We start from the raw sequence: 21,146 nt of genomic DNA, 5'->3' as shown, positions 1-21,146 counted from the left end.
CAAGCCAGCTCTCACACTGGACGCGTTCGGCCAGGCCGAACGCAGGTATCTAAAATTCGAAATTCACGACACGCGTTACATCAGGCACCTTGCCTTACAACACAACAATAAGAAGGTGATTCCCATGCTCAAGCTTTCCCGGGCGCTGCTGTGCGCCGCCACCTTGTTTACCGCAGGCCTGGCCCAGGCGGCAGACCCGATTGTGATCAAGTTCGCCCACGTGGTGGCCGAAAACACTCCTAAAGGCCAGGGCGCGCTGCTGTTCAAAAAACTGGCTGAAGAGCGCCTGCCCGGCAAGGTCAAGGTTGAGGTGTACCCGAACTCGTCGCTGTTTGGCGATGGCAAGGAAATGGAAGCGTTATTGCTGGGCGACGTGCAAATGCTCGCGCCGTCCCTGGCCAAGTTCGAGCACTACACCAAACAAGTGCAGATCTACGACCTGCCGTTCCTGTTCAACGACCTGGCCGCCGTCGACCGTTTCCAGGCCGCTGAGGGCAAGCTACTGCTGACCTCGATGCAGGATAAGAACATCCTTGGCCTGGCCTATTGGCACAACGGCCTCAAGCAACTCTCTGCCAACAAGGCCCTGCATGAACCCAAGGACGCCCGTGGCCTGAAGTTCCGCGTGCAGGCTTCCAGTGTGCTCGAAGAACAGTTCAAGGCGATCCGCGCCAACCCGCGCAAGATGAGCTTTGCCGAGGTCTACCAGGGCCTGCAGACCGGCACCGTGAATGGCACCGAGAACACCTGGTCCAACTATGAAAGCCAGAAGGTCAACGAAGTGCAGAAGTACTTCACCGAGTCCAACCATGGTCTGATCGACTACATGGTGATCACCAATGCGAAATTCTGGAACGGCCTGGCGCCGGATGTGCGCAGCACCCTGGAGCAGATCATGGCCGAGGTCACCGTGGAGGTGAACAAGCAGGCTGAAGCACTGAACCAGTCGGCCAAGCAGAAGATCATCGACGCCAAGACCAGCGAAATCATCGAGTTGACCCCCGCGCAACGTGCGCTGTGGCGCGAAGCCATGCGCCCGGTGTGGCAGAAGTTCGAGGGCGAGATTGGGGCTGACCTGATCAAGGCGGCGGACCAGTCCAACCAGTAACCCCCTGTGGGAGCGGGCTTGCCCGCGACTGATCGTTCCCACGCTCCGCGTGGTAATGCATCCCGTGACGCTCCGCGTCGCCTTACGCACGGCGTGATACAGGACGTGGAACGTCCGGGGCGGCATTACCACGCGGAGCGTGGGAACGATCTAGCAGGTTGACCTGGCTTTTACCTATCTCTGCCTCGCGAGGTTTTGCCATGCAAACGCTAAGGCGCGTCTGGGAGCACCTGGAGGAAGGCTTCATTGCTTTCCTGCTGGCCGCCATGACCCTGGTGACATTCGTCTACGTCATGCTCAACAACGTCTACACCCTGTTCTTTGCCCTGGCCGACAAGTGGGCCTGGAGCAGCGCCTTCTTCAATGCCCTGGGCGACGGCACCATGACCTTGGCCCAAGAGATGACCTGGAGCGTGGCGCTGACCAAGGCCATGTTCGGCTGGTTGATTTTCTTCGGCATTTCTTACGGCGTGCGCACCGCTGGCCACCTGGGCGTGGACGCGCTGGTCCGGCTGACCCGGCGCCCGGTGCAACGCCTGCTCGGCATGCTCGCCTGCCTGTGCTGCCTGGCCTATGCCGGGCTGTTCATGGTGGCCAGCTACAAGTGGGTGAGTGCGGTAATGACCGCGCATATCGGCGCCGAAGACCTCGACCAGTTCGGCATCGATGTCGGCGACATCGTGGTGATCGTGCCCATTGGCTTTGCCTTGGTCTTGATCCGCTACCTGGAAATTTTCTACCGCATCTTTACCCACCGCCAGGTGGGGTTGGGGTTGGCCGACGAGGCCGGTGAGGCCAGCAAGTTGGCCGGCAGCCATGAGGAGCGTCACTGATGGCCGTGCTCTGTCTGTTTCTACTGTTATTCGTGTTCATGTTCCTGGGCGTGCCGATTGCGATCGCCCTGGGGCTGTCCGGTGCGGTGTCGATCCTGATGTTCAGCCAGGACTCGGTGAGCTCCCTGGCGATCAAGTTGTTTGAAACCAGCGACGCCTACACCTTCCTGGCGATTCCCTTTTTCCTGTTATCCGGCGCCTTCATGACCACCGGCGGCGTGGCCCAGCGGCTGATCGACTTTGCCAACGCCTGTGTCGGGCATATCCGCGGTGGCCTGGCGATTGCGGCGGTGCTGGCGTGCATGCTGTTTGCGGCGCTGTCCGGCTCATCACCGGCCACGGTGGCGGCGGTGGGCTCGATTGCCGTGGCGGGCATGGTGCGTTCCGGTTACCCGAAGGAGTTTGGGGCAGGCATCATCTGCAATGCCGGGACCTTGGGCATTCTGATTCCGCCGTCGATCGTGATGGTGGTGTATTCGGCGGCGACCGAAACCTCAGTAGGCAAATTGTTCATGGCCGGGGTGATTCCGGGTTTGCTGCTGGGCCTGATGTTGATGGTCGCGATCTACATCGTCGCCCGCATCAAGAAGCTGCCAGCGCAACCCCGGGCGACATTCCGTGAGTGGCTGAGCTGCGCACGCCGGGCGTTCTGGGGCCTGTTGCTGCTGGTGATCATCCTTGGGGGCATTTACAGCGGCATGTTCACCCCGACCGAGGCGGCGGCGGTGGCGGCGGTGTATTCGGCGTTTGTCGCGCTGTTCGTCTACAAGGACATGAAGCTGCGTGACTGCCCCAAAGTGCTGCTGGAGTCTGGGCGGTTGTCGATCATGCTGATGTTCATCATCGCCAACGCCATGTTGTTTGCCCACGTGCTGACCACCGAGCAGATCCCGCAGGAAATCACCGCTTGGGTGATCTCCGAAGGGCTGACGCCGATTGGCTTTTTGATCATGGTCAACGTGGTGTTGCTGATTGCCGGCAGCTTTATGGAGCCTTCGGCCATTGTGCTGATCCTGGCGCCGATCTTTTTCCCGATTGCGATGAAGCTGGGCATTGATCCGATTCACCTGGGCATCGTGATGGTGGTGAACATGGAAATCGGCCTGGTGCATCCGCCGGTGGGGCTGAATCTGTTCGTGACCTCGGCGGTGACGGGGCTGACCCTGGGGCAGACCATCCGCGCGGCGATGCCGTGGCTGATGATCCTGTTGGTGTTCCTGATCATGGTCACCTACCTGCCGTTCATTTCCCTCGCGCTGCCGCAGTGGCTGGGGATGTGAGGCCGCTAGGCGGTGGGAGAGGGCAGCCCTCCCACCGCTGAGGGGCTTTAGACCTTGAACTGACGCAAAAGCCCATCAAGCTGCTCGCTCAAGCCACGCAACTGTGCACTCGCCACGCTGGATTGCTCCGCCGCCAGCGCGGTGCTGTGGGACAGCCCGGCCGCTTGGGTGACGTTCTGGTTGATGTCTTCCACCACGTGGGCCTGTTGCAGGGTGGCGCTGGCAATCGAGGCGTTCAGGCCGTTGAGGTTGTGCAGCGCCTGGCCGATGGCGGTGAGGCTCGCGCCCGCCTGGCCGGCTTGTTCGATGGTTAGTTGCGAGGCGCTGTGGCTGTCGCTGATCACCTTGACCGCCGCTTCCGAGTGGCCTTGCAGGCGCTCGATCATCACCTGGATCTCGGCGGTGGATTTCTGCGTGCGCTGGGCCAGCAGGCGCACCTCATCGGCGACCACCGCAAACCCACGGCCTTGCTCACCGGCGCGGGCGGCTTCGATGGCGGCGTTGAGGGCGAGCAGGTTGGTCTGGTCGGCGATGGAGCGGATCACCTCCAGTACCCCGCCGATCTGCGTGCTTTCGCTGGAGAGCGTGCGGATCACCTCAACAGCCTGACTAATAGTGGTGGAGAGCTGGTCGATCTGCTGCAAGCTGCCGTCGATATTGACCTGTCCCTGTTGGGCCTGGGCCTGGGCATCGCGCATTTCGCTGGCAGCGTGCTCGGCATTTTTTGCCACGTCCTGCACACCGTAGGTGACTTCGTTGATGGCGGTGGCCACCAGTTCCATCTGTTGCGATTGCTGCTGGCTGCGGTCATGGGCCTGGCTGGCGTTGTGGCCCAGTTCGGTGGACGACTGGCCCAGGGCGTTCGCGCACACCTGCAACTGGCCAACCACCTGGCGCAGTTTAGCGGTGAAGCTATTGAAGTGCTGGGCCAGTTGCGTCAATTCGTCACGGCCGTGGGTGTCGAGGCTGTGGGTCAGGTCGCTTTCGCCGCTGGCGATATTGCCCATGGCATTCACCGCCGCCTGCAACGGCTGCACGATGCTGCGGGCAATCAGCACCACCAGCACGGCCATCATCAGCGCAATACCCAGGCCAATGGCCGAGGCTTTCCACACCTGGCCCCTGAATTCGGCCTGCACATCGTCCACGTAGACGCCGGAGCCGATGATCCAGCCCCAGGGTTCGAACAGTTGGATGTACGAGGTTTTCTCTACCGGCGCTTCGGCGCCAGGCTTCGGCCAGCGGTAGTTGACGATGCCGGCACCCTTGGCCTTGGCCAGGCTCACGAATTCGTTGAACACGGCGAAACCGTCCGGGTCGCGAATCGCCGAGAGGTTCTGGCCGTCGAGCTTGGGGTTGGCCGCGTGCATGATCATCACGGGGGTGAGGTCGTTGATCCAGAAGTAGTCGTCGTGGTCATAACGCAGGCCGCGCACCGCGCTCAAGGCCTGTTGTTGCGCGGCGTCGCGGGTCAGTACGCCGGTTTTTTCCAGGTTCTGGTAATAGCTGAGTACGCCACTGGCGGTCTGTACCACGTGCTGGGTCTGCTGGCGCTTGGCCTGGTAGAGGTCGCCGTGGATCTGGTTGAGCATCAACAGCCCCAAGGCCAGCAGCATCAACACGGCGACTATCAGGATCAGCCAAAGGCGGCGGCTGATCGACATGCTGCGCAAACTGTTCATCGTCCTGTCACTCCCTGCTCTTTATAATTGTGGTGCTGCTTCGAGATTTCCGGCGTGTCTGATAGGCTTTCGGCCCGGAATCGAAAAACCTGAGTACTGCCTGATTTTTCACGGAATTTTTGCAGACCGGCGTTGAGAATCAACCGCGGGCGCTTGTGTGCGCTCGTCGTCAGTGAACTTAAAAAAGACTAAGAGGCATGCCCCGCGCATGACCTTTGGAGACAGCATGGATTTTTGGACCGCCATACAGGCATTGCTTCTCGGCATCGTAGAGGGGCTTACGGAGTTCTTGCCGATCTCCAGCACCGGCCACCAGATCATCGTCGCCGACCTGATCAACTTTGGTGGCGAGCGTTTCGAAGCCTTCAACATCATTATCCAGCTGGGCGCGATCCTGGCGGTGGTCTGGGAGTTTCGACGCAAGATCTTTGACGTGGTTATCGGCCTGCCGACCCAGCCCAAAGCCCGGCGCTTTACCGTCAACCTGATCATCGCCGTATTGCCCGCGGTGGTACTCGGGGTGATCTTCGCCGACCTGATCAAGCACTACCTGTTTAACCCTATCACCGTGGCCACAGCGCTGGTGGTGGGCGGCGTGATCATGTTGTGGGCTGAACGCCGCCAGCATGCGGTGCGGGCTGAGAGCGTCGATGACATCACTTGGAAAGACGCCCTGAAAGTCGGCCTGGCCCAGTGCCTGGCCATGATCCCCGGCACCTCGCGTTCCGGTGCGACGATCATCGGCGGCCTGTTGTTCGGCCTGTCACGCAAGACGGCCACCGAGTTCTCGTTCTTCCTGGCGATGCCGACCATGGTCGGTGCGGCGGTGTACTCGGGCTATAAGTACCGGGACCTGTTCCAGCCCGCGGACTTGCCGGTGTTCGCCATTGGCTTTGTCACCTCGTTCATCTTCGCGATGATTGCGGTCAAGGCCCTGCTCAAGTTCATCGCCAGCCACAGCTACGCGGCGTTTGCCTGGTATCGGATTGCCTTCGGCCTGGTGATCCTGGCGACCTGGCAGTTCGGCTGGATCGACTGGACTGCGGTCAAGCCATGAGCATCCAGCATCCACGCCTGAAGGCGCTGCTCTTTGTGCTGCTGTGTGCCGCGCCGCTGCTGGGCTCGGCCTTGCTGTGGTATCGCGGCGAAACGGTCATCCCGTTGATGGCCTACGGTGTGGTCAGCGTGGTGGCGTTCTTCCTGTACTGGAGCGATAAGCGCAAGGCCCAGACCGAAGGCTGGCGCACCCCGGAAAACATCCTGCACGCGGTGGAGCTGGCGGGCGGTTGGCCGGGGGCGTTGATCGCCCAGCAGGTGTTCCGGCACAAGACGCGCAAGGTGTCTTACCAGGTGCTGTTCTGGGTGATTGTGCTGTTGCACCAGGTGTTCTGGCTGGACCAGTTGTTCCTCGGCGGCACCTTGCTGTCAATCCTCTAGCCACAAGCCAATCTGCGTGCGCTTGGGCAGCTTGCTGACCACCAACTGGTGGGAGCGCTGCAACAAGCCGCGCAGTTCCTCAGCGCCCAAAGGGTAGGGCGTGTTCATGATGACCCACTGTGCCCTCGCCAGGTAAGGCGCCGGGTGAATGCCCGGCCGGTCGACGTGGCCCAGGAACAGCTCCTTGTCGACCTTGAAGGCCAGCGACTCACCGCGCAGGTTCTGCAAGGCGAACATCTTGTTGCCGGCAATCGAAAACACCCGCACGCCGCCCCACTTATAGTCTTCCCGTGCGCCTGGCAGGCTCAGGCAGAAACGCGCGACTTGTTCTTCTGTCATGCTCATAACAGCCGATCTCCACAGCCTTTGAAGCCTTCTTCCAGATAGTCGATCCAGGCCCGGATGGCCGGCAGCACGCCGCGCCGGTGCGGGTACACCGCCTGCAGCCAGCCGCCCGGCAATGACCATTGCGGCAGCAGTTGCACCAGCCGGCCGCTGGCCAGTTCTTCTTCGCAGTACATCATCGGCAGTATCGTAAAGCCCACGCCCATGATGGCGCTGGCCTTGCGCACGATAAAGTCCTCGATGCCCAGGCGCGCTTCCATCACCAGCTCATGGGTATTGCCCTGGGGATCGATGATGCGTTGATGCACCATTCGGTCGGCCTCAAGTGCGCCGAGTATGGGCAACTGTTTGAGGTCTTCCAGGGTTTCGACCTGCCGATCACGCATGAACGCGGGGCTGGCCACCAGCACGGTGTGCGCCTGGCGCAGGCGCTTGGTGACCAGCAACGGGTCTTCATCGCCTTGTTCGCGAACGCGCAGTGCCACATCAATGCCTTCGGCCACCAGGTCGACGCGGCGGTTCACCAGGGTCATGTCCAACTGCACCAGCGGGTGAGCGGCCAGAAAACCTGCCACCAACTCCGGCAGGATGTGTTGGGCCAGCCCCACCGGGCAACTGACCCGCAGCCGCCCACGCGGCTCGCTGGACATACTGGCCACGGCCTCGTCAGCCATTTCCGCTTCCAGCAGCATGGCCTGGCAGTGGCGCAGGTAGCGCTCACCCACGGCGGTGAGGGTCAGTTGCCGGGTGGTGCGTTGCAGCAGGCGTGCGCCCAGGCGGTCTTCCAGCTCGGCAATGCGCCGTGACAACCTGGATTTTGGAATCCCGAGCAGCCGGCCAGCCGCAGCAAAACCGCCGGCTTCGACGACTTTAGCGAAATAGTAGAGGTCGTTGAGGTCTTGCATGGTGGGCCTATTGTCCTGTCAGTGGGACAAACTATCGCATTTCAGATGGCTTATCGACCATTGGTTTCATGCGTAGCATCACCACCATCTGATCGCCACTGTCGATCCCACCTCGGAGATCCATCATGAAACTGTTGCACATCGATTCCAGCATCCTCGGCGACAACTCGGCCTCCCGTCAGCTCAGCGCCGGTGTGGTCAAGGCGTGGCAGGCCGCTCAGCCGGGCGTGGAAGTGACTTACCGCGACCTCGCCAGCGAAGGCATCAACCATTTCTCCGGCGCTACCCTGGGCGCCTTGGGCACTGCCGCTGAACTGCGCGATGCGGCGCAAAAGCACGAGGCTGAACTGAGTGCATCGTCGCTGGCTGAGTTTCTCGCCGCCGATGCTGTGGTGGTGGGTGCGCCGATGTACAACTTCACCATCCCAACCCAATTGAAAGCCTGGATCGACCGCATCGCGGTGGCCGGCCAGACGTTCCGCTACTCCGAAGCCGGCCCTGAAGGCCTGTGCGGCAACAAGAAGGTCATTATTGTCTCCACCGCTGGCGGCCTGCATGCCGACCAAGCTTCGGGCGCTGCCCATGAAGGCTACTTGAAGCTGCTGTTCGGTTTCCTCGGCATCACCGACATCGAGATCGTCCGCGCCGAAGGCCTGGCCTACGGTGATGAAGTGCGCAGCAAAGCCATGAGCGACGCCAACGTGCGCATCAACGAGCAACTGTTCGCCGCTGCGTAAGGCTTATGTAAATTTGCCCTGTCCTCGGTTTCATTCTGAAACCGAGCGCCTAAACTCTGTATTCTGATCGCCTGAACGCGAGCGGAGTACGGAGTTTTTTCGTTGTGGCCCGGGTTATGCAAACATCCATTCGATACCCTGGACTTTTTATTCGACAGGCCGGTTCTTGTGCAGCAAAGGTGGACATCCCCATGATGCGTCTTTGTGCTGTTTTGGTTCTTTCGCTGTTGGGCGGCCTGCTTTCAGTGCACGCCGCGCCGGCACCGCGCCCCCATTGGAGTGTGGGGTTTCATCGCATGAGTTTTCTCGACCCGCTGGATGCGCAGCCGATGAAAGCCATCGCGTTCTACCCCTCCACCGATGCCGAGCGCACCACCGCGCTGGGCGCCTACCATGTGGCGGCCAGCGAAGATGCCAAGGTGGCGATCGGGCGATTCCCGATGCTGATGTTGTCCCACGGCAATACCGGCACGCCGCTGGCCCTGCATGACCTGGCCACCGCCTTGGCGCGCAAGGGGTTTGTGGTGGTGGCGGTGCTGCATCCCGGTGACAACTACAAGGACCACAGCCGCCTGGGCACCGTGAGCAATTTGTACGGTCGGCCGATCCAGATTTCCCAGGCGATCACCGCCGCCTTGGCCGAGCCGATGCTGTCGCCCTTTGTGGATATTGATCAGATCGGCGTCATCGGCTATTCAGCCGGTGGCGAGACGGCATTGATCCTGGCCGGCGCCAAGCCTGATTTCGAACGTCTGCGCCGCTACTGCCAAGAGCGCCCCGAAGACCGCGACGCGTGCACCACCAAGGGCGAGCTGGTGGTCGACCGCGACGATTTGCAACCCCAGGCCGATCCGCGCATCCATGCCTTGATGCTGATGGCGCCGCTGAGCTTGATGTTTGGCCGCCACACCCTGGCGGACGTGCATGTGCCGGTGCTGCTCTACAGTGGCGATGGCGACCAGTTGGTGGCCGTGGACAAGAACGCCGCCGCCCTGGCGCGCAAGTTGCCGCAGCCCCCGGATTTCAAACTGTTGGCCGGGGCCGGGCACTTCGTGTTCATGGCCCCGTGTGACAGCGATCAACTGGCGAGCATGCCCGCCATTTGCACGGATGCCGATGGGGTTGATCGAGAAGGCATCCACCGCGATCTGGTCTCCGAGGCCGGGCGTTTTTTCAGCCATACCCTGGGCGAGGCCACCCGCGCCGGCTTGCAGACCGCTGATCAGTAGGCGCGACGCCGGAGCAATACGGTCAGGCCGAGCGCGCTGACCGACAGCAACGCCGCGCAGAAGAAGATCCAGCCATAGCCGAGGTTCAGCGCCACGGCGCCCATCAACGGCCCGGCAATCGCCAGTGCCAGATCGAAAAACACCGCATAGGCACTCAGCCCCGCGCCGCGGCTGCTGTCTGGCACTTGCTTGATGGCTTCCACGCCAAGCGCCGGGTAAACCAGTGACAAGCCAAAGCCGGTCAACCCTGCGCCGATCAAGGCCACGCCGGTAGACGGCGCCAGCCACAACAGCGTCAGGCCCAGGGTTTCGATGAGCATGCAGGCGATGGCGGCGGTGAATCCACCAAACCGGCTGATGGCCGAAATAAACACCAGGCGCGACAGGATAAAACACACGCCAAATACCGTCAGGCAATATGCCGCACCGGTCCAGCCACGATTGAGGTAATACAGGGTGATGAAGGTCGTCAACGTGCCGTAGCCAATCGAGGCCAGGCACAGGCTGGTGCCAAACGGCGCGATACGCCCGAACACCGCCCAGAATGGCAGCCGCTCGCCACGTACCACTGGCACCGACGGTTTATTGCGGATCAGCACCAGGCCCAACGCCGCCAACACCGCCAGGGCAATACCCAGGCTGGTGTAGCCGTAGTCAGCCACCATCACCACGCCTAACGGCGCACCAATGGCAATGGCGCCATAGGAGGCGATGCCATTCCAGGAAATCGAGCGTGCGGTGTGCTCGGCGCCCACTGCGCCCATGCACCAACTGATGGTCCCCACGCCAATCAGGCCCTGGGCCACGCCCAGTAACAGGCGACCGGCGATCAGAATACCCAGGCTCAAGCTCGGCAGGCTGTCCAGCAGCGTGGCGATAAAGGTCAGTACGCCGCTGATCAGAATGCCGGCCAGGCCCAGCACGATCGCGCGCTTGGTACCGACGTTATCCGACATCCGCCCAGCCATCGGACGGCTGAGCAGCGTGGCCAGGTACTGCGAGCCGATTGTCACCCCGGCCACCACGGCGCTGAAGCCCAGTTGCTCATGCACATAGCCTGGAATCACCGCAATCGGCAGGCCGATGCAGATAAAGGCAATGAAGGTATAGAAGACGATGGAAACGATCTGCAGGGTGATCGACAGGGAGGAGGGGGCGGCAGGCATGAATACTCAATCGCTGGCGGGCGGTAAAGCATCATGGCATATCCCGCCTCCCTGTAGGAGCGAGGGACGCCTACCGTCGATCCCTGTGGGAGCGGGCTTGCCCGCGAAGGCGGTGTGTCAGCCGGTGAGTCTATAACTGAACCACCGCTATCGCAGGCAAGCCAGCTCCCACACTGGTTATGCATGGCCCACAAAATCAGCGTCTGGCACAGTTTCCTGTGGGAGCGGGCTTGCCCGCGAAGGCGGTGTGTCAGTCAGTGAATCTATAGCTGAACCACTGCTTTCGCAGGCAAGCCAGCTCCCACATTGGTTATGCATGGCCTACAAAATCAGCGCCCGGCACAGTGCTGATGCAAAAAAGCCCCGTCACAGGGGCAGGGCTTTTGCTTGCAGCTAAGTGCTGCTCTTAGAACACCACACCCTGGCTGCGCAGGTAGTCGTCATAGGTGCCGCTGAAGTCGATCACGCCGCTAGGGCTCAACTCGATAATGCGGGTGGCCAGGGACGATACGAACTCACGGTCGTGGCTGACGAAGATCAGCGTGCCCGGGTAGTTCTCCAGCGCCAGGTTCAGCGCTTCGATGGATTCCATGTCCAAGTGGTTGGTCGGTTCGTCCATGATCAGCACGTTGGGCTTTTGCAGGATCAGCTTGCCGAACAGCATGCGACCTTGTTCACCACCGGAGATCACTTTGACCGACTTCTGGATCTCGTCGTTGGAGAACAACATGCGGCCCAGGGTGCCGCGAATCATTTGCTCGCCTTGGGTCCATTGGCCCATCCAGTCGAACAGGCTCACGTCGTCTTCGAAGTCGTGGGCGTGGTCCTGGGCGTAGTAGCCCAGCTCGGCGGCGTCGGTCCACTTGATGCTGCCGGCGTCCGGGGTCAGTTCGTTGACCAGGGTGCGCAGCAGGGTGGTTTTGCCGATACCGTTCGGGCCGATGATCGCCACGCGCTCGCCCGCTTCAACCTGGAAGCTGAAGTCCTTGAACAGCGGTTTGCCGTCGAAACCCTTGGCCATCTTCTCGACCATGACCGCCTGACGGTGCAGCTTTTTGTTCTGCTCGAAACGGATGAACGGGCTCACACGGCTCGATGGCTTGACCTCGGCCAGCTGGATCTTGTCGATCGCCTTGGCACGGGAGGTGGCCTGTTTGGCTTTGGAGGCGTTGGCCGAGAAGCGGCTGACGAAGGATTGCAGTTCGGAGATCTGCGCTTTCTTCTTGGCGTTGTCCGACAGCAGTTGCTCGCGGGACTGGGTCGCCACGGTCATGTACTCGTCGTAGTTGCCCGGGAACAGGCGCAGCTCGCCGTAATCCAGGTCAGCCATGTGGGTGCACACGCTGTTCAGGAAGTGACGGTCGTGAGAGATGATGATCATCAGGCTGGAGCGCTGGGTCAGGATGTTTTCCAGCCAGCGGATGGTGTTGATGTCCAAGTGGTTGGTCGGTTCGTCGAGCAGCAGCACTTCAGGATCCGAGAACAGCGCCTGGGCCAGCAATACGCGCAGCTTCCAGCCTGGGGACACTTCGCTCATCGGGCCGAAATGCTGTTCCAGGGGAATACCCAGGCCCAGCAGCAGCTCACCGGCGCGGGATTCGGCGGTGTAGCCGTCCATCTCGGCGAACTCGGTTTCCAGCTCGGCCACGGCCATGCCGTCTTCTTCACTCATTTCCGGCAGCGAGTAGATACGGTCGCGCTCGGCCTTGACCTTCCACAGCTCTTCGTGGCCCATGATCACGGTGTCGAGCACGGTGAATTCTTCATAGGCGAACTGGTCCTGGCGCAGTTTACCCAGGCGCACGTTCGGCTCGAGCATGACCTGGCCGCCGGACGGGTCGAGGTCGCCACCGAGGATTTTCATGAAGGTCGACTTGCCGCAACCGTTGGCACCGATCAAACCATAGCGGTTGCCGGCGCCGAACTTGACCGAGACGTTCTCGAAGAGCGGCTTGGCGCCGAACTGCATGGTGATGTTAGCTGTGGAGATCAATTACTTTACCTATCAATGGGTTGCGAGCGTGACGGCAGGTGCCTTCAGGCATGCGTCAACAGCGACATCAAGGCGCGAAACCCGGTCGCTGAACACAAAATTTTGGATGTGTGTTGGAATTTGGCGCGCATTGTCGCATATGTCAGGCGACAGTTGTATGGCGAGCGAAGGATGGTTTTGCCAAGGTCTCCGGCATGGCCAGCCACAACAGCATCAAGGCAACGGCTGCAACCGCCGCCAACGTCAGGAACGCCGCGTTGTAGCCAGCCTGCTGCACCACGAAACCGGCCAGGCTGCTACTGAGCGCCGCGCCGAGGCCAAATACGGTGGAGAGGGCGCCCAGGCTGACGTTGAAGCGCCCGGTGCCTTGGGTCAGGTCCTTGACGATCACCGGGAACAGGGCGCCGAAAATGCCGGCGCCGATACCGTCGAGCATCTGCACGGCCACCAGCCAGTAGGGGTCGCTGGACAAGGTATAGAGCACGCCACGCAGCGGCAGTATCAGGAAACCTACAAGCAACAGCGGCTTGCGCCCCCAGATATCGGCTTTGAGCCCGACCAGCCAGGCCATTGGCACCATCACCAACTGTGCGGCGACAATGCAGGCTGAAGTCAGCGGGGTGGCCATCTGCAGATTGATCTGCGCCAGTTTCTGGCTGACCAGCGGCAGCATTGCGGCATTGGCCAGGTGAAACAGCGCGCAGCAGATGGCGAACAGTAGCAGCGGTTGGTTGGCCAGCAATGCTTTCAGGCCCGAGGGCTGTTCATGGTCGGTGTGATGGGCTGGATCGAAACCACGGGCGACCTCATGGTCAATCGCCCTGGCCGGCACGCAACTGACCGCAATGACACTGGCGACGGCCATGAACGCCATCAGGTAGAACACCACCACCGGCCCGAACAGGTAGGCCAGCCCGCCGGCCAGCAACGCGGCCACGGCATTGCCGGCGTGGTTGAAGGTCTCGTTGCGCCCGGTACGCCGGGTAAAGGCGCGCGGCCCAGTGATCCCCAGCGAAATGGCGGAAATTGCCGGGGCAAATACCGAGGCGGCTACAGCACTGGCGGCCTGGGTCAACGCCACCCAACCAAATGAACTGACAAAGGGCAGCATCAGGCAACTGCCCGTCACCAACAGCGCGGCAAGGGCTACCACCGCACGTTTGCTGCGAGTGCGGTCGATCAGCGCACCTGCGGGGCCTTGGGTCAACAAGGCAGCGATGCCGGCCAGGGTCATGACCACGCCAATGCTGGCCGGCTCCCATTGATGCACGGCCAGCAGGTAGATCGCCAGGTACGGTCCGAGACCGTCGCGCACATCGGCGAGAAAGAAGTTCAGGCTGTCCAGGGATAGAGCGATGCGCAGGTCTGAATGACGGGCCACGGTACGACCTTCAAGAGCGGCGTTCAGGGGCTGAACACGCGTTGGATTAATGACCGGTGGGCTGGGTGATAAGTTTCGCGGTGGGCCAGGGTTTCCTCCTGCGCGCATTTAATTTACTTTCCAAAGCCCACTGGACTGAATTTCTGGAGAAGCAATGGACATGCCCTCAGCGCAAGAGGCGATCGCCAGCAATAGAAATGCCTGGGACGAATCCGCCGGGTTGCACAAAGACACCGCGACCTGGGCGGCACTGCTGGCCTCGGTAGCCGAGCCTGATTTTTCCTGCCTTGACCCGACCATCACCACCTTGCTGCAAGAGGTGGGTGTAATGGGCAAGGATGTGGTGCAATTGTGCTGCAACAACGGGCGCGAAAGCCTATCGCTGTATGGCTTGGGCGCGCGTTCGGTGGTGGGGGTCGATCAATCCGGGGCGTTTCTTGAACAGGCGCGGGAATTGGCCGAGGTCTCGCCGCATAGCCCTGAGTTCATTGAGACCGATATCCACCATTTGCCCGAGCGTTTGCAGGCACGCTTCGATATTGCCCTGGTGACCATTGGCGTGCTGGGTTGGATGCCGGATGTGGCGCTGTTCATGCGCCAGGTTGCCAGTGTGCTGAAGCCCGGCGGCACGCTGGTCATGTACGAAACCCATCCCTTTCTCGAGGTGTTTGACCCCTGTGGGGCCAACCCGATGCTGCCTGCCAGTTCTTACTTTCAGCGTGAACCCGTTGTGCTGCAGGAGGCAATTGTCTATGAAGGGAAGGATGAGCGGCCCGGGCCGACCTCCTATTGGTACGTACATACCCTGGGCAGCGTGGTCAGCGGGGCTATCGCAGCGCAGTTGCGGATCGCTCATTTGCAGGAGTACCCGCATTGCAACCGGGAAGAACTTTACGAACAGTATGAGCATCAGGTCGCGCAAATGCCCCTGTGCTTTACCCTGACAGCGATCAAGCGTGATGGCTGATCAAGGTTTGCGCTGGCAAAAAAACGCCCGCGAGGAGAGGGCGGGCCAAGTGATTCACTGGAGTAGGTAGGCCTGACCTTATAGGTGGAAAAGTGAAGGCCTTGTGAAAATGCCGTGATCAAATCGGATAATCACGTCTTATGTGTCCACCTGTGGCGAGGGAGCTTGCTCCCGTAACGGCCTGCCAGCCACCGCCTATCTGCCTGACGCCCCTCGTTCCAACATGTGGGAGCCGGCTTGCCTGCGATAGCGGTGTATCAGTGACAGATTAGTTGACTGACCCACCGCTATCGCTGGCAAGCCAGCTCCCACATTTGATCAAGAGCGCCGTACGAAGGTGCGCATGGTTTGCCCCGGGCCGGTGCTGAACACGGTGGGCCTGGGCATGCCTTCATCCGCTGCGATAAATACGAAATCATCGCCGTCGAGCCGGTAACTGGCGGGGAGCTGCTTGCCTGCGTCATCACCTATGTCGTCCGTCCAGGTAATGCTTTTGGGCGTGGTACTGGCGTCCAGTACGAAGCGTCCTGCCAATAATACTTCGCCACCGACCGTGGTCACTTCGAAGCGATCCCCTGCAATTGTCGTTATCGCTCCCGGCGCGCTGTGGGCATCCACGGGGTTGAGCACGCCACTGTCTTCAAGGGCGGTTTGTTCCCAAGTGCCTTGCAGTGCGTGAAAGTCCGAGGCTGAAAGCGGTGACATGCAAACTCCTTATTGCTGTTCAAAAAAATGTTCAATTGTATTGAGGCTGACACTGTTCCACCTGTAGGCGAAATTTTTTTCTTTATAAGACAGGTATTTGACAGCTTTTTCATGTTGTATTGACTACGCTTGCAACCAGATCAGTCTGACATGGCTGTGTCATTTGGCTTACTCACCGAAATGAAACCGAAATAATCCCTAAGTTTGTGGGATATTTCAGGGGACTGAGTGGTCACATCGCCATTGGTCTGCCGTATCCAGGGCGTTGTCCCTGATTTTTGAAGTCTTTTAGACTTCTGAGAATGATGGCCTTTTAGTATTATTTTAAGGTGTTCTTATTTTGAATCGTACTTCCCCGCTTCCACCTTCCGCAGCGTCTGATGAAATTGATTTATTTGAATTGTTTCACGCCATCTGGCGACAAAAAAAGCTGGTGGTCGGGTGTACGCTTCTGGCCGGGGTATTAGGCGCAGGTTATGCCTTTCTGGCACCCAAGACCTATGAAGTCAGCAGTGTGTTGCGGCCTGCTGCAATCAACGAGCTAGACGCCTTGAACCGTTCGGAAGTGTATAAGTTGCCGCCTGCCGATGCGTTGCTCAAAGTAGGTGCACAGCTGGACTCTTATGATGCGCGCCTGGGGTTCTTCAAGGACCATGAGGAGTTGTTCAAGGCGTTCAAGAAACCGGGGCAAACCCTTGAGCAGAGCTTTGAGGCGTTCAACCGCAATTCGGTCAATCTGATTTTGCCCGATCCGAAGAAATCCGATTCGTTGAGCAGCTATATTCGTCTGGAGCTGCAATACCCGACCGACGTCGACGGTGTTGCGATTCTCAACGGTTTTGTGGACTACGCCATTGCCGCCGAGCGTCAGCAGGTGGGTGCTGACCTGAAGGTGATCGTCAATAACCGCTTGAGCGAGCTCAAGGGCAAGATCGACGCCGCCCGCGCCAACTACGATACCGATAAAGAATCGAAAATCGCCAAGCTGCTGGAAGCCGACCGGCTCAAGCGTGCCCAACTGCAGGACGAGCTCAGCGCTTTGCGCTTGCAGATGAAGATGGAGCGCACCAACCGCCTGGCCGAATTGGCCGAAGCGATCAGCATTGCCAAGTCCATGGGCATTCGTACGCCGACAACGCCGTCCTCTATGGCCGACTCCACCCGCACGGGTTCGAGCCAGGTCATGCGTACCGAGGTGAACAACCAGAAGATCCCGCTGTATTTCATGGGGACCGAGGCGTTGGAAGCCGAGCGCGCTGCATTGCAGCAGCGTACCAGTGATGACTTTACCAACCCGCGCATTGCCGAGATCGGCAAAGAGCTGCAACTGCTGGAAAGCAACCGCGAGGTTGAGGTGCTGCGCAAGCGTGGCAATGAAGACATCTTCTTGCAGGACGTCGAGCCGCTTCGCGCTGAAGTCGCCAGGTTGCGTGGTTTGAACATCGACATGAGCAACCTCAAGCTGGTGACGATTGACCGTCGAGCCCAGGAGCCTCTGTCGCCGATCAAGCCGAAAAAACCGCTGGTCATCGCGCTGAGCCTGGTCGGCGGGCTGTTGCTGGGCCTGATGATTGCGCTGATCCGCTACTTCGTTCGCAGCCGCACTCAGGCCGTCCCTTATACGGCATTAGGCGATCGCCGCGAGGATAAAGACACACCGCTGTAACCCTTCAAACAGGCAGGCTCACGGGCCTGCCTGCGCCTACCCCCAGCACACTCAGTAGACAGCTTTTCACAATTCTTAGTTAACCTTTGGTTACAAAGTGTGGCTAAATAACTGCCAATGGACGCACGCAGGCGATTATCCGCCGGGCGTGTCGCCTGTATGTGAATTGTGATTTCAGGTGCTGCTTATCCATCCTCGGCCGTTGTGGGCCCGCAGGAGCAGCCTGTTCTCTCCCTGACGTGTGACGAATCCCTTGAAACTCATCATTGTTGCTCTCTACGTTGCTTCCATTGCGTATGTACACCTGCGTGGTCGGGTGCGACACAAGCTGGGTCGCCAGCTTAGTGATCACTCGACGTTCCTGGCGCCGATCAACTGTTTCCTGTACCTGTTCTCCAAGCAGCCCAGCCGTCCCTACCTCTCGCCCAGCGACTTTCCAGACCTGAGCCCATTGCAGGAGCACTGGGAAGAGATCCGCGAAGAAGGCCAGAATCTGATGCGCGCGGGTGAGATCAAACGCTCGGAGCAATACAACGACGTAGGGTTCAACTCGTTTTTCAAGACCGGCTGGAAGCGTTTCTACCTCAAGTGGTACGGCGACAGTCACCCCTCGGCGATGAAGCTGTGCCCACGCACCACCGAGTTGGTGCAAAGCATCGGCTCGATCAAGGCCGCGATGTTCGCCGAACTGCCACCGGGCTCCAAGCTGGTGCGTCACCGCGACCCGTATGCTGGCTCGTACCGCTATCACCTGGGGCTGGATACGCCTAACGATCCAGGCTGTTACATCAATGTGGACGGCGAAAGCTATTACTGGCGCGACGGCGAGCCGGTGATGTTCGACGAGACCTACATTCACTACGCGGAAAACGCCACCCAACAGAACCGCATCATTCTGTTCTGTGATATCGAACGGCCGATGAAGTACCGCTGGGCGGCTGCGTTCAACCGCTGGTTCAGCCGCAATGTGATGGCGGCCGCGGGTTCGCCCAACGATGAGGGTGACAAGACCGGCGGCCTCAACCGTGCCTTCACCCGGCTGTACAAGATTCGCCTGCGTGGCAAGGAGCTCAAGAAGCGCAACCGCACGCGCTACTACCTGGAAAAGTGGGCGATCTTTGCCGGTCTGGCGCTGATCTTCATTCTTATCTGACCTGGCTCAGGGCGCGGATCACCCAGGGGGTTGCGCGCCCAACTTGTCCCACATCTTTTTGCTGATCTTCTGCCGATTGGCATACCCCGCCCACGGGTCGTCCTTCAAGGCCTGCAACCGCTGGTGCAGGTTCGCCACCGTCCACTGCTGGGCGCCGCGCAGCCCTTTCAAATCGTCTCGACTCACCGGCACCGACACGGGTAGGCCCGGGCGTGCCCGCACTGAGTACGCCGCCACGGTACTGGCGCCACGGGCGTTGCGCAGGTAGTCGATAAAGATCTTGCCCACGCGGTTCTTGGGGCCGCTGGTGGCGGTAAAGCGTTCGGGCAGTTGCCGGGTCATGAATTGGGCAATGGCTTTGGCAAATGCCTTGACGGTGTCCCAGCCATCGCGCCGCGCCAACGGCACGATCAGGTGCAAGCCTTTGCCGCCGCTGGTCTTGACGAAAGCCTGCAAGCCCAGCTCATCCAACACTGACAGGGTCAGTTGGGCCGCTTCCAGCATGGCTTTCCAGGGCAGGGCCGGGTCCGGGTCGAGATCGAGGACGAACAGGTCAGGCGTCTCAATCTTGTCCGTGGTGGCGCCCCACGTGTGAAATTCGACCGTACCCATTTGCACGGCACCCACCAGGGCGTCCACGCTATCTACCTCCATCAGGCGCGCATGGCCTGGGTCCAGCGCCGGGTCCAATTGCTTGATGTGGGGGATGGTCATGCGCTCAGAGTGCTTCTGGAAGAACTGCTCACCTTCAATGCCTTCTGGCGCCCGCAGCAATGACACGGCGCGCCCGCGCAGAAAGGGCAGGATCCATTCGCTGATATCGGTGTAGAACTGCGCCAGTTGCTGTTTTTGCGTGCCGCTGTGCTTGTCGATAATGCGCTCGGGGTGGGTGATTTTCACGTTCTTCACCGTTGCCTGGGCTTTACCGGCTTTCGATGCCTCGGGTGCCTTGACGGACTTGACCGACTTGACCGACTTGGCCGCACGCGGCTGTTCGTGAATGATCTGCGAGGCTGGCTTGTCGGTACGCAGGCCCACAAACGCGGCCTGGCGCACCACGCCTTCACGGGTCCACTCGGCAAATTGCACTTCGCCGACCAGGCTCGGCTCAACCCAGTGCACGCCTCGGGCCTGGGCACTGGTCAACGGCTTTTGCAGTGGCGAGTCCTTGCGCTCAAGCGCGGTGAGCTTGGCATAGACACTTTTCAGCGCCGCCTGATCAAATCCCGTGCCTACGCGCCCGGCATACACCAGGCCTGCCTCATCGTTGACCGCCAGCAGCAGCGCCCCAAAGCCGCTGCGCGAACCTTGGGGGCGGGTATAGCCCACAATCACGAATTCCTGGCGCAGGCGGCATTTGAGCTTGATCCAGTTGTCACTGCGCCGCGACACGTAGGGGCTGCCGGCACGCTTGCCGATCACCCCTTCCAGGGCCAGGTCACAGGCGCTTTCGAAAATATCGCGCTGGCTGGCGGCAAAGGCTTCGGAGAAGCGCAGCAGTTTGCTTCGGCTGCCGGACAGCGCGGATTTAAGCGCAGCACGACGCTCTTCGACCGGGTCTTCGCGTTGGTCGCGACCGTTCAAAAACGGGGCATCGAACAGGTAATAGACGATGTCCAGGCTGCAGCCGATATCGAATGCGTTTTGCAGCGCCTGGAAATCCGGCAGCCCGTCGCCATTGAGGCTGACCACTTCGCCATCTAGCCAACTGTCCTTGAGCTTGAGGGCTTGTAAGGCTTTGCACTGACGCGGCAGGCGCTCGGTCCAGTCGTGGCCGTTGCGGGTGAACAGGCGCACTTCGCCGTCGCGAATGCGCGCCATGATGCGGTAGCCGTCGAACTTGATCTCGTAGCGCCAGTCACCTTCGGGCGCCCGGTCCACCAGGGTTGCCAATTGAGGGGCGAACTCATCCGGCAGGGCAGCGGTACGCTTGGGCGCTTTGGCTTTTGGCGCTGCCTTGGATTTGGCCTTGGCCTTGGCCGTGGCTTTTGGCTTACCCACCACCGCATCGCTGAGCACGCTGGCGGGCTTGGCCTCGACAATATCGAACTCAGAGGCCGGGCGCGCCTGCTGATCGTTTTCCTTGATCAACAGCCATTGCTCTTTGTCGCCACTGCCCTTGAGCCGGGTGCGTACCAGCGCCCAGTCACCGGAGAGTTTTTCACCGACCAAGGTGAATTTGAGTTTGCCCGCCGCGTAGGCCTTGCGCGGGTCATCGTGGGGTTGCCAGATGCCTCGATCCCACACGATCACATCCCCCGCACCGTATTGGCCGGCGGGAATGCTGCCCTCGAAACTGCCATAGCTCAGCGGGTGGTCTTCAACATGCACGGCCAGGCGCTTCTGGCTCGGGTCCAGGCTCGGGCCCTTGGGCACCGCCCAGCTCAACAGCACGCCATCAAGTTCCAGGCGAAAGTCGTAATGCAGGTTGCGCGCATCATGCTTTTGGATCACAAAGCTTAAGGCCGAGGCTTTACGTTTGCTGGATGAGCTGCCGGCGGGTTCGGCGGTGATCTTGAAATCACGCTTGCGGTTGTACTCGCTCAGGGGCTTTGCCAT

Annotated in this window: 18 protein-coding genes; 10 read left to right on the top strand and 8 right to left on the bottom strand. The window is 60.4% G+C overall.

The window, feature by feature from the left end; all coding sequences use genetic code 11:
- The first annotated feature begins 124 nt into the window (after positions 1 to 124).
- The 3 genes from E1K68_RS15145 (at position 125) to dctM (ending at position 3,221) form a co-directional block, all read left to right on the top strand.
- Positions 125 to 1,108 carry a TRAP transporter substrate-binding protein gene (locus E1K68_RS15145; protein ID WP_034135545.1) on the top strand — a complete coding sequence of 328 codons (984 nt, stop codon included), beginning with the start codon at positions 125 to 127 and terminating at the stop codon, positions 1,106 to 1,108.
- A gap of 200 nt (positions 1,109 to 1,308) precedes the next feature.
- Positions 1,309 to 1,941, top strand: a complete 633-nt coding sequence (locus tag E1K68_RS15140) for a TRAP transporter small permease (protein ID WP_137203818.1) — start codon at positions 1,309 to 1,311, stop codon at positions 1,939 to 1,941.
- Positions 1,941 to 3,221, top strand: a complete 1,281-nt coding sequence (dctM, locus tag E1K68_RS15135; RefSeq protein WP_003191042.1) for a C4-dicarboxylate TRAP transporter large permease protein DctM — start codon at positions 1,941 to 1,943, stop codon at positions 3,219 to 3,221. The genes E1K68_RS15140 and dctM overlap by 1 nt, the downstream gene beginning before the upstream one ends.
- 47 nt (positions 3,222 to 3,268) lie before the next feature.
- Here the strand turns inward: dctM and E1K68_RS15130 are convergent, their stop codons facing one another.
- Positions 3,269 to 4,903: a methyl-accepting chemotaxis protein gene (locus tag E1K68_RS15130; RefSeq protein ID WP_003191044.1), complete on the bottom strand. Its 1,635-nt coding sequence runs from the start codon at positions 4,901 to 4,903 to the stop codon at positions 3,269 to 3,271.
- Between the two features lie 226 nt (positions 4,904 to 5,129).
- On the opposite strand from E1K68_RS15130, the gene E1K68_RS15125 reads away from it, so the two are divergent.
- The gene (locus tag E1K68_RS15125; protein WP_212614206.1) at positions 5,130 to 5,960 is read left to right on the top strand and encodes an undecaprenyl-diphosphate phosphatase; all 831 of its coding nucleotides are present in this window, start codon (positions 5,130 to 5,132) and stop codon (positions 5,958 to 5,960) included.
- Complete coding sequence (locus E1K68_RS15120) at positions 5,957 to 6,340, top strand: DUF1294 domain-containing protein (protein WP_003191046.1); 384 nt, start codon at positions 5,957 to 5,959, stop codon at positions 6,338 to 6,340. Before E1K68_RS15125 ends, E1K68_RS15120 begins: the two co-directional genes overlap by 4 nt.
- Here the strand turns inward: E1K68_RS15120 and E1K68_RS15115 are convergent.
- Both E1K68_RS15115 and E1K68_RS15110 read right to left on the bottom strand, forming a co-directional pair.
- Entirely contained in the window at positions 6,329 to 6,685 is a 357-nt protein-coding gene (locus E1K68_RS15115) for an MmcQ/YjbR family DNA-binding protein (RefSeq protein WP_073453291.1), read from the bottom strand. The genes E1K68_RS15120 and E1K68_RS15115 overlap by 12 nt on opposite strands.
- On the bottom strand, positions 6,682 to 7,590 hold the full coding sequence (locus E1K68_RS15110) for a LysR substrate-binding domain-containing protein (protein WP_003191049.1): 909 nt from the start codon (positions 7,588 to 7,590) through the stop codon (positions 6,682 to 6,684). The genes E1K68_RS15115 and E1K68_RS15110 overlap by 4 nt, the downstream gene beginning before the upstream one ends.
- Before the next feature lie 125 nt (positions 7,591 to 7,715).
- On the opposite strand from E1K68_RS15110, the gene E1K68_RS15105 reads away from it, so the two are divergent.
- Positions 7,716 to 8,327, top strand: coding sequence for an FMN-dependent NADH-azoreductase (locus tag E1K68_RS15105; RefSeq protein ID WP_034127345.1), 612 nt, complete (start codon positions 7,716 to 7,718; stop codon positions 8,325 to 8,327).
- Positions 8,328 to 8,518: 191 nt separating this feature from the next.
- Positions 8,519 to 9,556, top strand: a complete 1,038-nt coding sequence (locus tag E1K68_RS15100; protein WP_034135546.1) for a dienelactone hydrolase — start codon at positions 8,519 to 8,521, stop codon at positions 9,554 to 9,556.
- Here the strand turns inward: E1K68_RS15100 and E1K68_RS15095 are convergent.
- The 3 genes from E1K68_RS15095 to E1K68_RS15085 form a co-directional block, all read right to left on the bottom strand.
- The gene (locus E1K68_RS15095) at positions 9,550 to 10,722 is read right to left on the bottom strand and encodes an MFS transporter (RefSeq protein ID WP_003191055.1); all 1,173 of its coding nucleotides are present in this window, start codon (positions 10,720 to 10,722) and stop codon (positions 9,550 to 9,552) included. The two genes, E1K68_RS15100 and E1K68_RS15095, sit on opposite strands and share 7 nt — an antisense overlap.
- A gap of 406 nt (positions 10,723 to 11,128) precedes the next feature.
- Positions 11,129 to 12,715 (bottom strand): ABC-F family ATPase, encoded by a 1,587-nt coding sequence (locus E1K68_RS15090; protein WP_003191057.1) that lies wholly within the window; start codon positions 12,713 to 12,715, stop codon positions 11,129 to 11,131.
- Positions 12,716 to 12,857: 142 nt separating this feature from the next.
- Positions 12,858 to 14,096 (bottom strand): MFS transporter, encoded by a 1,239-nt coding sequence (locus tag E1K68_RS15085; RefSeq protein ID WP_003191061.1) that lies wholly within the window; start codon positions 14,094 to 14,096, stop codon positions 12,858 to 12,860.
- 154 nt (positions 14,097 to 14,250) lie between these two features.
- Here E1K68_RS15085 and E1K68_RS15080 point away from each other — a divergent pair, with 154 nt between their 5' ends.
- Entirely contained in the window at positions 14,251 to 15,063 is an 813-nt protein-coding gene (locus E1K68_RS15080) for a class I SAM-dependent methyltransferase (protein ID WP_212614207.1), read from the top strand.
- Positions 15,064 to 15,381: 318 nt separating this feature from the next.
- On the opposite strand, the gene E1K68_RS15075 is transcribed toward E1K68_RS15080, so the two are convergent.
- The gene (locus E1K68_RS15075) at positions 15,382 to 15,768 is read right to left on the bottom strand and encodes a TIGR03067 domain-containing protein (RefSeq protein WP_120247994.1); all 387 of its coding nucleotides are present in this window, start codon (positions 15,766 to 15,768) and stop codon (positions 15,382 to 15,384) included.
- Between the two features lie 340 nt (positions 15,769 to 16,108).
- Between E1K68_RS15075 and E1K68_RS15070 the strand changes: the two genes are divergently transcribed.
- Positions 16,109 to 17,434 (top strand): Wzz/FepE/Etk N-terminal domain-containing protein, encoded by a 1,326-nt coding sequence (locus E1K68_RS15070; RefSeq protein WP_003191065.1) that lies wholly within the window; start codon positions 16,109 to 16,111, stop codon positions 17,432 to 17,434.
- A 253-nt stretch (positions 17,435 to 17,687) separates the two neighbouring features.
- Positions 17,688 to 18,587, top strand: coding sequence for a lipid A hydroxylase LpxO (gene lpxO, locus E1K68_RS15065; protein WP_212614208.1), 900 nt, complete (start codon positions 17,688 to 17,690; stop codon positions 18,585 to 18,587).
- 18 nt (positions 18,588 to 18,605) lie between these two features.
- Here the strand turns inward: lpxO and ligD are convergent, their stop codons facing one another.
- Complete coding sequence (ligD, locus tag E1K68_RS15060) at positions 18,606 to 21,146, bottom strand: DNA ligase D (protein ID WP_212614209.1); 2,541 nt, start codon at positions 21,144 to 21,146, stop codon at positions 18,606 to 18,608.

It is taken from the genome of Pseudomonas sp. B2021 (assembly GCF_018135665.1).
In the GTDB taxonomy this organism is placed as follows: domain Bacteria; phylum Pseudomonadota; class Gammaproteobacteria; order Pseudomonadales; family Pseudomonadaceae; genus Aquipseudomonas; species Aquipseudomonas lactis.
The sequence above is the reverse complement of the archived record's forward strand: the minus strand, read 5'-3'. Positions and strand labels throughout refer to the sequence as shown.

Coding starts and splice junctions, on each gene's coding strand:
- E1K68_RS15115 (WP_073453291.1), bottom strand. CDS start 6,685: ATGAGCATGACAGAAGAACAAGTCGCGCGTTTCTGCCTGAGCCTGCCA.
- E1K68_RS15095 (WP_003191055.1), bottom strand. CDS start 10,722: ATGCCTGCCGCCCCCTCCTCCCTGTCGATCACCCTGCAGATCGTTTCC.
- E1K68_RS15080 (WP_212614207.1), top strand. CDS start 14,251: ATGGACATGCCCTCAGCGCAAGAGGCGATCGCCAGCAATAGAAATGCC.
- E1K68_RS15100 (WP_034135546.1), top strand. CDS start 8,519: ATGATGCGTCTTTGTGCTGTTTTGGTTCTTTCGCTGTTGGGCGGCCTG.
- E1K68_RS15130 (WP_003191044.1), bottom strand. CDS start 4,903: ATGAACAGTTTGCGCAGCATGTCGATCAGCCGCCGCCTTTGGCTGATC.
- E1K68_RS15145 (WP_034135545.1), top strand. CDS start 125: ATGCTCAAGCTTTCCCGGGCGCTGCTGTGCGCCGCCACCTTGTTTACC.
- E1K68_RS15110 (WP_003191049.1), bottom strand. CDS start 7,590: ATGCAAGACCTCAACGACCTCTACTATTTCGCTAAAGTCGTCGAAGCC.
- E1K68_RS15105 (WP_034127345.1), top strand. CDS start 7,716: ATGAAACTGTTGCACATCGATTCCAGCATCCTCGGCGACAACTCGGCC.
- E1K68_RS15140 (WP_137203818.1), top strand. CDS start 1,309: ATGCAAACGCTAAGGCGCGTCTGGGAGCACCTGGAGGAAGGCTTCATT.
- ligD (WP_212614209.1), bottom strand. CDS start 21,146: ATGGCAAAGCCCCTGAGCGAGTACAACCGCAAGCGTGATTTCAAGATC.
- E1K68_RS15075 (WP_120247994.1), bottom strand. CDS start 15,768: ATGTCACCGCTTTCAGCCTCGGACTTTCACGCACTGCAAGGCACTTGG.
- dctM (WP_003191042.1), top strand. CDS start 1,941: ATGGCCGTGCTCTGTCTGTTTCTACTGTTATTCGTGTTCATGTTCCTG.
- E1K68_RS15120 (WP_003191046.1), top strand. CDS start 5,957: ATGAGCATCCAGCATCCACGCCTGAAGGCGCTGCTCTTTGTGCTGCTG.
- E1K68_RS15125 (WP_212614206.1), top strand. CDS start 5,130: ATGGATTTTTGGACCGCCATACAGGCATTGCTTCTCGGCATCGTAGAG.